This is a genomic window from Nonomuraea sp. NPDC049158 (assembly GCF_040648335.1).
Classification (GTDB): domain Bacteria; phylum Actinomycetota; class Actinomycetes; order Streptosporangiales; family Streptosporangiaceae; genus Nonomuraea.
The window spans coordinates 104,618-116,864 of the sequence record NZ_JBEZDM010000003.1 but is presented as its reverse complement, the minus strand read 5'-3'; the positions used below and the strand labels follow the sequence as shown (position 1 = coordinate 116,864).

Sequence of the window (12,247 nt, the reverse complement as noted above, 5' to 3'; positions counted from 1 at the left end):
TATCGGGGGATATGGCGGGACCGCTCTGATCACCTGGCTAGGGTTGGCGGCATGATTCTGCGCCATGTGACGATCGACTGTGCCGAACCGTACGAGCTGGGGACCTTCTGGAGTCAGGTGACCGGGTGGCCGCTGTCCGACGAGGACGAGCCGGGTGACCCCGAGGTGCTCCTCGTGGCGCCCTCGCCCGTGCCCGGCCTGCTGTTCATCCGGGTGCCCGAGGGCAAGACGGTGAAGAACCGGATCCACTTCGACTGGATGCCGACCGACCGGACCCGCGACGAGGAGGTGGAGCGCATCATCTCCCTTGGGGCGAAGCTGCACGAGGACCATCGCAAGGCCGACGGGCGCGGTTGGGTGACGCTGCGCGACCCTGAGGGCAACGAGTTCTGTGTTGAGCGCGGCGAGGCCGAGCGCGCGAGCTGATCAGACGCTCAGCTTCCCTGAGTGCTGCGGCGTCTGACCACGATGCGTTCGGCCCAGCTCGCCGCCTCCGGGTCGCGCAGGCCCTCCACCACGCCGCCCAGGTACGCCGTGCCGAGGCTGTCGAAGCCGCTGTCGAGCTGCCTCATCCTGCTGGCCTGCCGCCGCTCGACGGCCTGGAGGTACTGGGCGACGCTCTCCGCGTACCCGGCGTCTCGCTGGTAGTCGGCCTGGGCGGCGGCGCAGTCGGCGGCCTCGGCGTCGCGTTTGGCGCGCAGTTCGCGCAGGCGGCGGTCGTTGGGGTTGTGCATCCTGCGCCCCAGGTCGGCGGCGATCAGCGCGGTGGCGACGAGCAGGGCGAGCAGCAGGATCATGGTGGGCAGGAGGCCGACGCCGGAGGAGGTGGGCCCGATCTCCTGTCCGTCCACGACCAGCGGTTTGACCAGGGCCTCGCGGCGGAGCACGGCCACGGCGACGATCAGGCCGAGCCAGACGAGCGCGACGGCGATCAGCAGCCAGCGTCCCTTGGCGGGGCTGCCGTTCTCCTGCCAGGCCCGGAACGACCTGCCGTACATGTGCGGCGCGACCAGCATGATCAACGCGGCGCCCGCCGCGAGCAGGGCGGTCATCGCCACGCTGTCGCCCCAGTTCAGGATGACCTGGTAGAGGATGGGCACCTCGACGATCAGCAGGAGCAGCAGGAGCAGCGCGGCGGGCAGCCAGCGGCGTACGACGGGCCAGCGGCTGCCGGACAGCGCGATGGAGCTGGGGCGGCCGTCGCCGGGGCGCCTGCTCGGCTGCTCCAGCTCCCGCACCCGGCGCTGGCTGTCGTCGAGGGCCTGGCGGATCTCGCCGAACGCGCGCTGCGACTCGGTCAGCTTGATCTTCTGTGCCTCGAACTCGGCGCGGGCCTGCTGGATCTCTCGCTCGGTGAGGTTCTCGATCTGGGCCAGTTCGGCCAGGCGCTCGTCCTCCAGCTCGTGGAAGCGCGGCACGCTGCCGGTTTCGAGAGTGAGGGTGTCGATCTGGCCGTCGGTGGCGTGGGCGCGGCCCAGCTCGCGTTCCTCGCGGCGGCGCTGCGCCCAGTCGGGCAGGTGGTAGAGGTCTCCGTCGTACGCGGCGGCGGGGGCGATGCGGGCGACCTGTCGTGGCTCGTCGGATTCGTCCCCGTGCTCGTGCTCGTTCCGGCGAGTGAAGCCCATGCGGCCTCCAACGCGGTCCTGTCTTTCGATGCTAATCGCCGGGAATGCGGAACAATGGCGTCGTGAGCGAATTGCCGGTGATCGACATCTCACCGCTCCTCTCCAAAGGAGACTCCGACGCCGTGGCGGAGCGGATCGGCGCCGCCTGCCGGGACAGCGGTTTCTTCTACGTCTCCGGCCACGGGGTCTCCCCCGACCTCGTCGCCCGCCTCGACGCCGCGGCCAGGAGCTTCTTCGAGCTGCCGGTCGAGGTGAAGAACGAGATCTCGATGGAGCGCGGCGGCCGGGCCTGGCGCGGGTTCTTCCCGGTCGGCGACGAGCTGACCTCCGGGCGGCCGGACCAGAAGGAAGGCGTCTACTTCGGCGCCGAGGAGCCCGCGAGCGGGCTGCCGTTGCGCGGCCCGAACCTGTTCCCCGAGCAGGTGCCCGAGCTGCGCGCGGCCGTACTCGACTACCTCGGCACGATGACCGGCGTCGCCCAGGCCGTCATGTCGGGGATCGCGCTCAGCCTGGAATTGCCCGAGGACTATTTCCGCACCGGCTACACGGCCGATCCGACCATCCTTTTCCGGATATTTCACTATCCGCCCGCGGTGCCGAACAAGGACGAGTGGGGCGTCGGCGAGCACACCGACTATGGGCTGCTCACTCTCCTGCTTCAGGACGGCAACGAGGGGCTCCAGGTCCACACCTCAAGCGGCTGGATCGACGCCCCGCCGCTGCCGGGCACGTTCGTCTGCAACATCGGCGACATGCTGGACAAGCTGACCGGCGGCCTCTACCGGTCCACTCCGCACCGGGTACGCAACCTGAGCGGCAACGAGCGCCTGAGTTATCCGTTCTTCTTCGATCCCGGGTGGGATTGCGAGGTGCCGCCGCTCCCGTACACACCGGGGGGCCGCGCACGCTGGGACGGGCAGGATCTGCGGGCGTTCAGCGGCACGTACGGGGACTATCTCCTCGCGAAGGTGTCCAAGGTCTTCCCCCATCTCGCCGACGCGCTGTAGCCCCCGCGCCCGGCCGAGTGAGCCGGACGCGGTGCGACCGTCTAGGTGGATTCCCGCACCACGAGGCGGGTCGGGACGATGACCGACGTGGTGTGTCTGCCTTCCAGCCTCGACAGCAGGAGTCTGGCCAGTGCCATGGCCTGCTCCGCGACCGGGGCCTGGACGGTGGTGAGGGACGGGGTGGTGCAGGAGGCCGCGTCTATGTCGTCGAAGCCCGCGATCGCCAGATCCTCGGGCACCCGGCGGCCCGCCTGACGGGCCGCGCGCAGCGCGCCGATCGCCAGGTGGTCGGAGGTGGCGAAGACGGCGTCCAGCCGGGGGTTGTCCGCGAGCAGGCGTCGCGCCGCCTCCGCGCCCGACTCCAAGGTGGGGTCGGCGGTGGCGATCAAGGGGTGCATGCCCGCCCGTTCGAGCGCGCTCCGGTGGCCGGTCAGGCGGTCCTGGACCGAGACCAGGTCCAGGGGGCCGCAGATCATGCCCAGCTGGCGGCGGCCGGTGGTCAGGAGGTGGTTCGTCGCCGCCGCCGCGCCGCCGATGTTGTCCACGTCCACGTAAGGGATCAGGGAGGCGACCGGCGGCTTGCCGAGCAGGACCAGCGGCAGGCCCGTGCGGGTCAGGCGCTCGGTCAGCGGGCCGGTACGGTCCGGCGTGGCGAGGATGACACCGTCCACCAGCCGGGCCTCGACGTGCTGGACGATGCGCCGGTGGCTCTCCGCCGTGTCGGCGAGCATGAGTGTGATCCGCTTGCCCGCCCCTTCCAGGACGCTCGTGACGTACTGGACGACGGCCGCCGTCAGTGCCTCGCCGCCGGGCCTGGGCGCGGACAGGACCAGCGCGATCGACTCCGTGCGGCGCGTGACCAGGCTGCGGGCCGCCGCGTTGGGGACGTAGCCCAGCTCCTGTACGGCGCGCAGCACGCTGGCGCGGGCCTCCGAGCTGACCGACGCCTCGCCGTTCATGACGCGTGACGCCGTGGCCCTGGAGACCGAGGCGCGGGCGGCGACGGTCTCCAGTGTGGGCCGTTTCGGGCGGCTCTCGCCCAGGCCGTTGCGCTTGACGACCTCGCGGTACCAGTGGGCGCTGTCCTTCGGCCGCCGCCGCTGGGTGGCGAAGTCGACGTGGTAGACGCCGAACTTGCGCTGGTAGCCGTCGGCCCATTCCAGGCAGTCCAGCAATGACCAGAGCAGATATCCGCTGACCCGCGCGCCCTCCTCGATCGACACCCGGAGTGCCCGCAGGTGCTCCTCGATGAAATTGATCCTGTCGACGTCGTGAATGCCGTCGCCCGATATCACGTCGACGAAATCGGCGCCGTTCTCGGTGAGCATCAACTGGGTGTCGGGATATTCCCTGGAAAGGCGGCGCAGCAGCAGCGGGAGCGCGTTCGGGACGATCGGCCAGCCCATCGCGGTCACCGCCGTGGGAACGGTACAGAAGAGAATTCCCGCGCTTCCCGGATAGGCAGGATCGGCGGGCTGACTCGGCTGGGCCTGTACGACGGTCGGCGCGTAGTAATTGACGCCGAGCAGGTCGATCGGCTGGGAGATGACGGCCAGGTCGCCGTCCTGGATGTGGTCGAGGCCCGCGGCCCGCTCGATGACCGGAAGCAGTTCGGCGGGATAGGCGCCGCGCAGCACGGGCTCCAGGAACTGCCGGTGCAGCAGCGTGTCGATCCTGGCCACCGCCTCCGCGTCCTCCTCCGGCAGCTCCAGCGACAGGTCGCCGACCTGGCCCGGCGTCATGACGGGGCCGAAGTTCAGTGCCAGCCCCACCTTGGACGGGCGCAGCGCCTGGGTCGCGAGCCCGTGCGCCAGCAGCATGTGGTGCGCGCTTTTGAAGGCGTCGGCCGCCGAGGTGCGGCCCGGCGCGTGAATGCCGGAGCCGTACCCAAGGAAGGCCGCCACCCACGGCTCGTTGAGCGTGAACCAGGTGTCGACGCGGTCGCCCAGCCGATCGTGCACGACTCGCGCGTAGTCGGCGAAATGAGCGGCCGTGTCGCGTACGGCCCAGCCGCCTTTGTCCTCCAACGCCTGCGGCAGATCCCAGTGGTAGAGCGTCGCGTACGGCGTTATGCCCGCGCCGAGTAATTCGTCGACCAGCTTCTCGTAGAAATCCAGCCCGGCGGTGTTGGTCCGCCCCGAGCCATCGGGGACCACCCGCGGCCAGCTCACCGAGAAACGGTAGGCGGTCACGCCCAGGTCTTTCAGCAGGCCGATGTCCTCGACATATCTGTGGTAATGGTCGCAGGCGGCCTGCGAATCGGAAAAGGTGTCCCAGATGGACGGCCCCCGGCCGTCGGCCGCATTGGCGCCCTCAATTTGATAGGCGGACGTCGAGACGCCCCAGATGAAATTCTCGGGAAAAGCAGCGCTGCTCACTTGTCCAGCATCCTCCGGTGAAAGATCGAGCGCCCAGTCTCCCCCGGCGCGCTCGTCGCGCGCCAGCCGGACAAGGCTGTATACAGGGCGCGTGGAACTGGACCGGCTGGATCGTGACATCATCGCGGCGCTCGTCGACGACGCCCGCCAGACCTATGCGGAGATCGGGCAGCGGGTCGCCCTGAGCGCGTCGGCCGTGAAGCGCCGGGTCGACCGGCTGCGCGATGCCGGGGCGATCACCGGGTTCAGCGCCAGGGTGGCGCCGCAGGCGCTCGGCTGGACCACCGAGGCGTACGTCGAGCTGTTCTGCCAGGGCAAGACCAAGCCGTCCGACATCGCGCTGGCCGTGGCCAAGTGCCCGGAGGTCGTCGCGGCGGCCACGATCACCGGGGAGGCCGACGCGCTGGTGCACATCCGGGCCACGGACGTGCGGCACGTCGAGCGGGTGATCGAGCGGCTGGCCGCCGAGGCGTTCGTGGTGCGGACCAAGAGCTCGATCGTGCTGTCGCGGCTCGTCGACCTGCCCCCGGGAGCCATCCCCGAAGTGCCTCCCACCAGCGACGCCCTGCCTGAATCGGACCCGTTCGGGGGTGCCCTACCGGGTGAGCGCAACAGAACGCAGGTCGGTGGCTGAGACTCGCAACAGACCCGCGCGTACACGCAATGTCAACCCCTTGGCCTGCGCGAACATAAATTTCTAGGCTGTCTTCGTCCCCTCCGGGGACATTTCCCGACGACCCCGACGGAGACCTGCATGCCCAAGCACTTCCTCATGTGCCGCCCGGAATACTTCACGGTCGAGTACGCGATCAACCCGTGGATGCATCCCGAGGCCGACACCGACCGCGATCTCGCGATCCGGCAGTGGGAGGGCCTCAAGTCGGCTTACGAGAGCCTCGGGCATCAGGTCAGCCTCATCGATCCCGTCGAGGGACTGCCCGACATGGTGTTCGCCGCGAACGGCGCCCTGGTCGTCGGCGGGCGCGTCTACGGCGCCAGGTTCGCCTTCCCGGAGCGGGCCGCCGAGGGTCCGGCCTACCTGCGCTGGTTCGCCGAGCAGGGCTTCCCGGTCAAGGAGCCGGTGCACGTCAACGAGGGTGAGGGCGACTTCCTCACGCTCGACGACGTCATCCTGGCCGGCACCGGCTTCCGTACGAACCTGGCGGCGCACCAGGAGGCGCAGGAGTTCACCGGCCGTCCGGTGATCTCGCTGACGCTGGTGGACCCGCGTTTCTACCACCTCGACACGGCGCTGTTCCCGATCGACGGCCGCAACGTCGCCTACTACCCCGCCGCCTTCTCCGAGGGCAGCCGCGCGGTGCTGGCCCGGCTGTTCCCGGACGCGGTGCTCGCGACCGACACCGACGCCGAGGTCCTCGGGCTGAACGCGGTCAGCGACGGCACCCACGTGGTGATCAACGCCGAGGCGGGCGACCTCCAGCTGGAGCTCAAGCGGCGCGGCTACGAGCCGATCCCCGTCGACCTGTCGGAGCTGCGCAAGGCAGGCGGCGGTCCCAAGTGCTGCACACTCGAGATCCGGGGGGAGAACTAAGATGAGCACCACCCAAGAGCTGATCGACGTAAGCGAGCGCCGTAGCGCGCACAACTACCACCCGCTGCCCGTGGTCATCCACGAGGCGCACGGCGCGTGGGTGACCGACGTCGAGGGCAAGCGCTATCTGGACTGCCTGTCCGGCTACTCCTCGCTCAACTTCGGGCACAGCAACCCGAAGATCATCGGGGCGGCTCAGGAGCAGCTGAAGAACCTGACGCTGACCAGCCGGGCGTTCTACCACGACCAGTTCGCCACGTTCTGTGCCGGGCTCGGCGACCTCACCGGCAAGGACATGATCCTGCCGATGAACACCGGCGCCGAGGCCGTCGAGACCGCCGTCAAGGTCGCCCGCAAGTGGGGCTACGAGGTCAAGGGCGTCCGGCCGGAGCAGGCCAACATCATCGTGATGGAGGACAACTTCCACGGCCGGACGACCACGATCGTCAGCTTCTCCACCGACCCCGACGCCCGCGACAATTTCGGTCCCTACACCCCGGGCTTCCGGATCGTGAAGTACGGCTCGGTCGAGGCGATCAGGGAGGCCATCGACGCCGACACGGTGGCGGTGCTGCTGGAGCCCATCCAGGGCGAGGCCGGGGTGCTGGTGCCGCCGGACGGCTACCTCACGCAGGTGCGGGAGCTGTGCACCACCGAGGGGATCCTGATGATCGCCGACGAGATCCAGTCGGGTCTCGGCCGTACCGGCAAGACGTTCGCCTGTGACCACGAGGGCGTCGTGCCCGACATGTACGTCCTGGGCAAGGCCCTCGGCGGCGGCGTCGTACCGGTCTCGGCGATCGCCGCGAACGAGGACATCCTCGGCGTGATCAAGCCGGGCCAGCACGGCTCCACCTTCGGCGGCAACCCGCTGGCCTGCGCGGTCGGCAACGCGGTGATCGAGATCCTGAACACCGGCGAGTTCCAGACCAGGGCGGCCGAGCTCGGCGAGGTGCTGCACGCGCGGCTGGGCGAGCTGATCGGCGATGGCGTGGTGACGGTGCGCGGGCGTGGCCTGTGGGCGGGCGTCGACATCGACCCGTCGCTGGCCAGTGGGCGCGAGCTGTCCAAGGCGCTGATGGCGCGCGGCGTGCTGGCCAAGGACACGCACGGCTCCACGATCCGGCTGGCGCCGCCGATCGTGATCTCGGAGGAGGACCTCGTCTGGGCGGTCGACCAGCTCGCCGACGCGCTGGCCTCGTTCCGGGAGAGCTAGAGACCACATCCGGAAACAGGTACGGCCCGCGCATCTACTCCGGGGCGCGGGCCGTACTGGTTCAGCCGGTCTTCGTAGGGACCGGGGCCGACGGCTCAATGGTGACCGTCGGCTCAGCGTTGGCCGAGTCGGTCGGCTCAGCGCCGACCGAGTTGCTCGGCTCCGCGGCGGGCGGGACGGTCGTCTCGACAGGAGCCGGAGCGGTGGCCGTGACGGTCACCTCGGCAGTGGGCGGGGCGCTCGGCTGTCCGGTGGAGTCCGCCGTCGCGCCGGGCTGAGGCACGCAGGAGCTGTCCCCCTCCACCTTGCCCGCATGCTCCGGCAGCCGGTCCACGACGCTCACCTTCAGCTGGGCCGTCAGGGCGAGCACGCTGCCCACCGGCGCGCCGGCGGCCTTGGCGTCCACGACCGTGTGCCGCTCCCCCAGCAGCATGTGCGTGTCCCGATCGAAGATCAGCTGCTCGAGGGTCCCCTGCGACTCCCTGCCCAGGGCCACCCCCTGGCGCCCGGCGGAGTCCTCGACCCCCTCGGCCACCTGCACCCCCGGGATCTCCTTGGCCGCCTCGAACAGCGCGTCACGCTGCGCCTTGGGCATGTAGGTCTCCCTGAACAGGTCGCCCACCCCGGTGAACGCCGCCCGGTCGGCCTCCCCCTTCTCACCGGGCTGCCGCTTGCCGAGCAATGCCCGCATCGCCGCCGGGTCGTCCGGCAGTGTGCTCAGGTAGGCGTAGTCGGTACGGAAGGCCGCGAGCCGGTCCGGGCAGGAGGCGAGTTGCATCCAGCTCTCCCCCTTCCACTTGCGAGACTCCTCGGGCAGTGGCTCGCCCGGCCACGGCTTGGGCTTGAGCCCCGCGATGAGCAGCAGGCCGTCCGCGCTGGCGTCGGCCGACTGCCAGATCTCGCGGTGCGTCCGGTAGAGATAGCGGGACATCTTGCCGCTGGTCTGCGTGAACGAGCCGTACATCGTGTCGGACGCGACCATGATGAACTGCCCCGGCCTGGGCCGCAGCTCCCCGTCCGACACGGCCGCCGACTGGGTGGCGGCCGATGTGGCCACCCCCAGCTTCGGCTGCTGCGCCGACAGGGCCACGGCCACGCCCCCGACAAGAGCGACCGTCACCCCGAACGCGGCCGCGGCCTGCCAGCCCAGCTTCGGAAAGCGGAACCCACGCCCCTCGCGGGCCTCGCGCAACAACCGTTCACGCGCCTTCGCGCGGGCCTCCTCCGGGTACGGCGGAGCGGCCGGCCTTCCGTCCGCGAACGTCCGGATCTCGTCATCCATGCTGGGGCTCCTCTGCGAAGGGGTCGATGCCGCCGAGAGCTCTGCGTACCTTGACGCGGAGCCGGTGCAGCCTGGACCGGATCGTGCCCACTGGCACGCCCAGCGCGAGCGCCGCGTCCTCGTACGTCAGGTCCGCCCACGCCACCAGCAGCAGCAGGTCTCGCTCGGCCGCGCTGAGGCTGGTCAGCGCCCGCGCCAGCCTGGGCTGGAGCTGCTCGGCGGTGACCCGGTCCGCGCTGCGGTCGTCGAACGAGCCCGGCCGCTCCGCGCTCACCTTCGACATCGCGTTAATACGCCGCCGCTCCGCCCTGCGGTGCTGGGCGACGACCTTGGTGGCGATGCCGTACAGCCAGGGCCTGGCGTCCGGCCACGTGCGGTCATAGCGCGCCCGGACGCGGAAGGCGACCAGGAACACCTCGCCCGTCACGTCTTCGGCCGGCTCGGGACCGAGGCGCCTGGCCGCGTACCGGTGGATCTCGTCGGCATGCCGGTCGAACAGCACCGCGAAACGTTCCGGATCAATCTCCGACTGCGCGATCAGCGCGGAGTCGTCCAGCGTTTCAGGTTTCTCCTGAACACCCACCACGTGCCGGTCCTCTCTCATGCGGTCACCCTGTTGTTGACCGCACGCGGGACCTCGGTTCCACCTATTTCACGCTATTTCCATGAACTGCCGTTGAGCCGCCACGCCAGGAGGCCCTCCGCGGCCCGCTGGGCCGTGAAACCGGCCGCGTCGAGCTCGGCGTCCAGGCGCCCCCTGCCGGGCCGGTGGCTGACGCTCACCACCTCGTCCTCGCTGATCAGCACCCCACGCTGCCTGATCTGGTAGAGGAAGCGCCACCTGACGGTCTCGCCCGCCGCCTCCAGCACCTGTCCCCAGATCTCGTAGGTGTGCCTGCCGACCTGGTACGACCCCATGCGCTCGAGCTCGCCCGGGACGGAAGGAGGTGGTTCGCGGTGGTTGAACACCAGCAGCCCGCCGGGTTCGAGCTGCCTGGCCAGGACCTGCCAGAGCCGTTCCCGCTCGGTGGCGTCGAAGCCGTGCAGGACCGAGATCATCACGATGGCCTCGACCGGCTCGTCGACCTCCACGTCGAGCGCGCCGCACGGCAGGACGGTCACGCGCGACAGCAGGTCGGCGCGCTCGGCCAGGCGGGAGACCAGGACCGAGCGCATGCCGAGCGACGGTTCGACGGCATAGATCTCCGCCGGCGTCTCCCACGCGATCAGCTCGGTGATCAGGCCGGTGCCGGCCCCGATCTCCATGATGCTCCGGCCGATGCCGCTGATCAGTGGCGGAAGGAGCCGGCGTATCTCCGGGACGTGCCCATCCTCGTGCCACAGGTCGTAGAAGGGCACGGCGACGGAGTACTGGTCATGGTACACAAAAGCCAACGATAACCGTTTTCATGGAATCCGTACAGAATCGATGTGCTTGACCGTGTCACCGGATGATTCGTACCAGTCCAGTTCGCCGGGCAGGGTCAGCGTGGCCACGGCGTTCTGGAACCACGGCCCGGCGACGACCTCCCAGCGGAACGGCGGGCGCGGGATGCGGGCCAGCCGCGCCAGCACCCCGCCGACCAGCGTGGCCAGGCCGAACTGGCTGAACACGTTGGCCCAGCGCAGCACCGGGCTGAGCGGGTTGCGAATCGGTGAGCAGACGACCTGGTAGATCGGCCGGCCGTTGACCTTGGCCAGGTAGGAGTAGTGCACGTCGCCCGACAGGACCAGCACCGGCTTGTCGACCTCGACCAGCAGCCGGGCCAGGTCCTCGAACGAGCGGCGGAAGGCCGCCCAGTGCTCCAGGTCGATCGCCTGCCGGAACCGCTCCGAGAGCCGCGCGACTAAGCGGCCCCATTTGCCGTCGCAGAGTGCCTCGTTCCAGTTCTGGACGAAGTGCACGCCTTCGGGCAGCAGGAACGGGATCGACGAGCCGATGACCAGCCGCTCGGCGGGCTTGGCGACCTCCTCTCGCAGCCAGGCCCACTCGACCGGGTCGAGCATCCGCCGGTCGCCCGGGGTGAGCTGCCTGGCGCACCGGGTGTCGACCATGATCAGGCGGGTGTCGCCGAGTTCGCGGGAGTAGCTCCACCGGTTGCTGCTCGGGTCGGCGTCGGCCCGCTCGGCGAAGGCGTCGAGCGCGTCGCCGCCCTCGCCCTTCAGCAGGCCGGCCAGCAGCGCGTCGTCCGCCCGCTCGGCCGGCGACAGGTTGCCGAGGTGCTGGTAGACCCAGTAGGCGCCGAGCCCGGCGATCACCCGGCGCTTCCACCAGGAGGTCGCGGCCATCTGCTCGCGCCACGTCTGGGAGGTGTTCCAGTCGTCGCGCAGGTCGTGGTCATCGAAGATCATCGCGGTGGGCACGGTGGAGAGCACCCACCGGATCTCCGGCTCGGTCCACGCCTGGCGGTAGAGCTCGGCGTACTCCTCGAAGTCGGCGATCTCCTTCTTCGGCTCGCTGTCCCTGCGCGCGGCGATGAACTCCAGCATCTCGGGCGACGGGCTGTCGGCGTAGACCTGGTCGCCGAGGAGCAGCAGCAGGTCCGGCCACTCCTCGGCGCCGGCGTCCTTGAGATGCGAGCCGTAGGAGCGCAGCACGTCCTCGCCGTGGGTCAGGACGTACGTGCCGTCATGAGGCACGCTCGTCCGGCAGGAACCGAACGTCACCTTGCTCGGCCCCTCCGCCGGGAACAACCTGATCCGGCTGGGTGGCCAACCTTCCAGCGGCCACACCTGCTCTTCCCCTATCTTGACCACGTACGAGTCGACGTTCTCGGTCAGGCCGAGCAGATCGACGATCGCGTAGTGGTGTCCGTGGACGGTGAACGTGGACGAGGTGAAGGCCCGGCCCGCGGCCTCCACGGTGACCACGCCGGGTTCGCCGATCTCCACCCAGATCGAGGCGCTGGCTGAATCGACGTAACGCAGCATGGGCCCGACGACCAGTGCGGGCATCAGTCCCCCAGATTCGACAGTTCGGCACACTTGCCCGGGCAAGCCTGCCAGAGTGGCGCGTTTGCAGCATCCCGCTCAGCGCATGTAATTGATGACAACAGATCAGCCTAGATACGGCAATCCGAAAACCGTAGGCAGCGATAAACGCCGCGCTCTAGGATGATCGTGACACGAACGCCCAAACAAGGCAGGCAATGGCGCCTGCCCAACGTACCGGGCGTAGACAACAGGA

General features: G+C 69.6%; 10 protein-coding genes and 1 pseudogene. 5 read left to right on the top strand and 6 right to left on the bottom strand.

The window, feature by feature from the left end; genetic code table 11:
* Positions 1-51: 51 nt before the first annotated feature.
* Positions 52-426: a VOC family protein gene (locus AB0B61_RS08265; RefSeq protein WP_358429559.1), complete on the top strand. Its 375-nt coding sequence runs from the start codon at positions 52-54 to the stop codon at positions 424-426.
* Positions 427-434: 8 nt separating this feature from the next.
* Here the strand turns inward: AB0B61_RS08265 and AB0B61_RS08260 are convergent, their stop codons facing one another.
* Positions 435-1,625, bottom strand: coding sequence for a hypothetical protein (locus AB0B61_RS08260; RefSeq protein ID WP_358429557.1), 1,191 nt, complete (start codon positions 1,623-1,625; stop codon positions 435-437).
* A gap of 62 nt (positions 1,626-1,687) precedes the next feature.
* Between AB0B61_RS08260 and AB0B61_RS08255 the strand changes: the two genes are divergently transcribed.
* A complete protein-coding gene (locus tag AB0B61_RS08255; protein ID WP_358429555.1) occupies positions 1,688-2,632 on the top strand; it encodes a 2-oxoglutarate and iron-dependent oxygenase domain-containing protein in 945 nt (314 codons plus the stop codon).
* A 41-nt stretch (positions 2,633-2,673) separates the two neighbouring features.
* Here the strand turns inward: AB0B61_RS08255 and AB0B61_RS08250 are convergent, their stop codons facing one another.
* Entirely contained in the window at positions 2,674-5,010 is a 2,337-nt protein-coding gene (locus AB0B61_RS08250) for a GH1 family beta-glucosidase (RefSeq protein ID WP_358429553.1), read from the bottom strand.
* A 91-nt stretch (positions 5,011-5,101) separates the two neighbouring features.
* Here AB0B61_RS08250 and AB0B61_RS08245 point away from each other — a divergent pair.
* The 3 genes and pseudogenes from AB0B61_RS08245 to rocD form a co-directional block, all read left to right on the top strand.
* Positions 5,102-5,536: pseudogene (locus tag AB0B61_RS08245) on the top strand (Lrp/AsnC family transcriptional regulator); the annotation flags it as partial.
* Positions 5,537-5,764: 228 nt separating this feature from the next.
* Positions 5,765-6,562 carry a dimethylargininase gene (gene ddaH, locus AB0B61_RS08240; RefSeq protein WP_358429551.1) on the top strand — a complete coding sequence of 266 codons (798 nt, stop codon included), beginning with the start codon at positions 5,765-5,767 and terminating at the stop codon, positions 6,560-6,562.
* A gap of 1 nt (position 6,563) precedes the next feature.
* On the top strand, positions 6,564-7,778 hold the full coding sequence (gene rocD / locus AB0B61_RS08235; RefSeq protein WP_358429549.1) for an ornithine--oxo-acid transaminase: 1,215 nt from the start codon (positions 6,564-6,566) through the stop codon (positions 7,776-7,778).
* 61 nt (positions 7,779-7,839) lie between these two features.
* Here the strand turns inward: rocD and AB0B61_RS08230 are convergent, their stop codons facing one another.
* Genes AB0B61_RS08230 through AB0B61_RS08215 form a run of 4 tightly spaced genes read right to left on the bottom strand, consistent with a single transcriptional unit; the run spans position 7,840 to position 12,015 of the window.
* Entirely contained in the window at positions 7,840-9,060 is a 1,221-nt protein-coding gene (locus AB0B61_RS08230) for a CU044_5270 family protein (protein ID WP_358429546.1), read from the bottom strand.
* Positions 9,053-9,664 carry an RNA polymerase sigma factor gene (locus AB0B61_RS08225; protein WP_358429543.1) on the bottom strand — a complete coding sequence of 204 codons (612 nt, stop codon included), beginning with the start codon at positions 9,662-9,664 and terminating at the stop codon, positions 9,053-9,055. Before AB0B61_RS08225 ends, AB0B61_RS08230 begins: the two co-directional genes overlap by 8 nt.
* A gap of 53 nt (positions 9,665-9,717) precedes the next feature.
* Entirely contained in the window at positions 9,718-10,446 is a 729-nt protein-coding gene (locus tag AB0B61_RS08220; protein ID WP_358429541.1) for a class I SAM-dependent methyltransferase, read from the bottom strand.
* Positions 10,447-10,467: 21 nt separating this feature from the next.
* Positions 10,468-12,015, bottom strand: coding sequence for an alkaline phosphatase D family protein (locus AB0B61_RS08215; protein WP_358429539.1), 1,548 nt, complete (start codon positions 12,013-12,015; stop codon positions 10,468-10,470).
* Positions 12,016-12,247: the final 232 nt, after the last annotated feature.

What these genes read in the sequence shown, in the direction of transcription:
- AB0B61_RS08230 (WP_358429546.1), bottom strand. Translation starts at nt 9,060, where the DNA reads ATGGATGACGAGATCCGGACGTTCGCGGACGGAAGGCCGGCCGCTCCG.
- rocD (WP_358429549.1), top strand. Translation starts at nt 6,564, where the DNA reads ATGAGCACCACCCAAGAGCTGATCGACGTAAGCGAGCGCCGTAGCGCG.
- AB0B61_RS08215 (WP_358429539.1), bottom strand. Translation starts at nt 12,015, where the DNA reads ATGCCCGCACTGGTCGTCGGGCCCATGCTGCGTTACGTCGATTCAGCC.
- ddaH (WP_358429551.1), top strand. Translation starts at nt 5,765, where the DNA reads ATGCCCAAGCACTTCCTCATGTGCCGCCCGGAATACTTCACGGTCGAG.
- AB0B61_RS08265 (WP_358429559.1), top strand. Translation starts at nt 52, where the DNA reads ATGATTCTGCGCCATGTGACGATCGACTGTGCCGAACCGTACGAGCTG.
- AB0B61_RS08225 (WP_358429543.1), bottom strand. Translation starts at nt 9,664, where the DNA reads ATGAGAGAGGACCGGCACGTGGTGGGTGTTCAGGAGAAACCTGAAACG.
- AB0B61_RS08260 (WP_358429557.1), bottom strand. Translation starts at nt 1,625, where the DNA reads ATGGGCTTCACTCGCCGGAACGAGCACGAGCACGGGGACGAATCCGAC.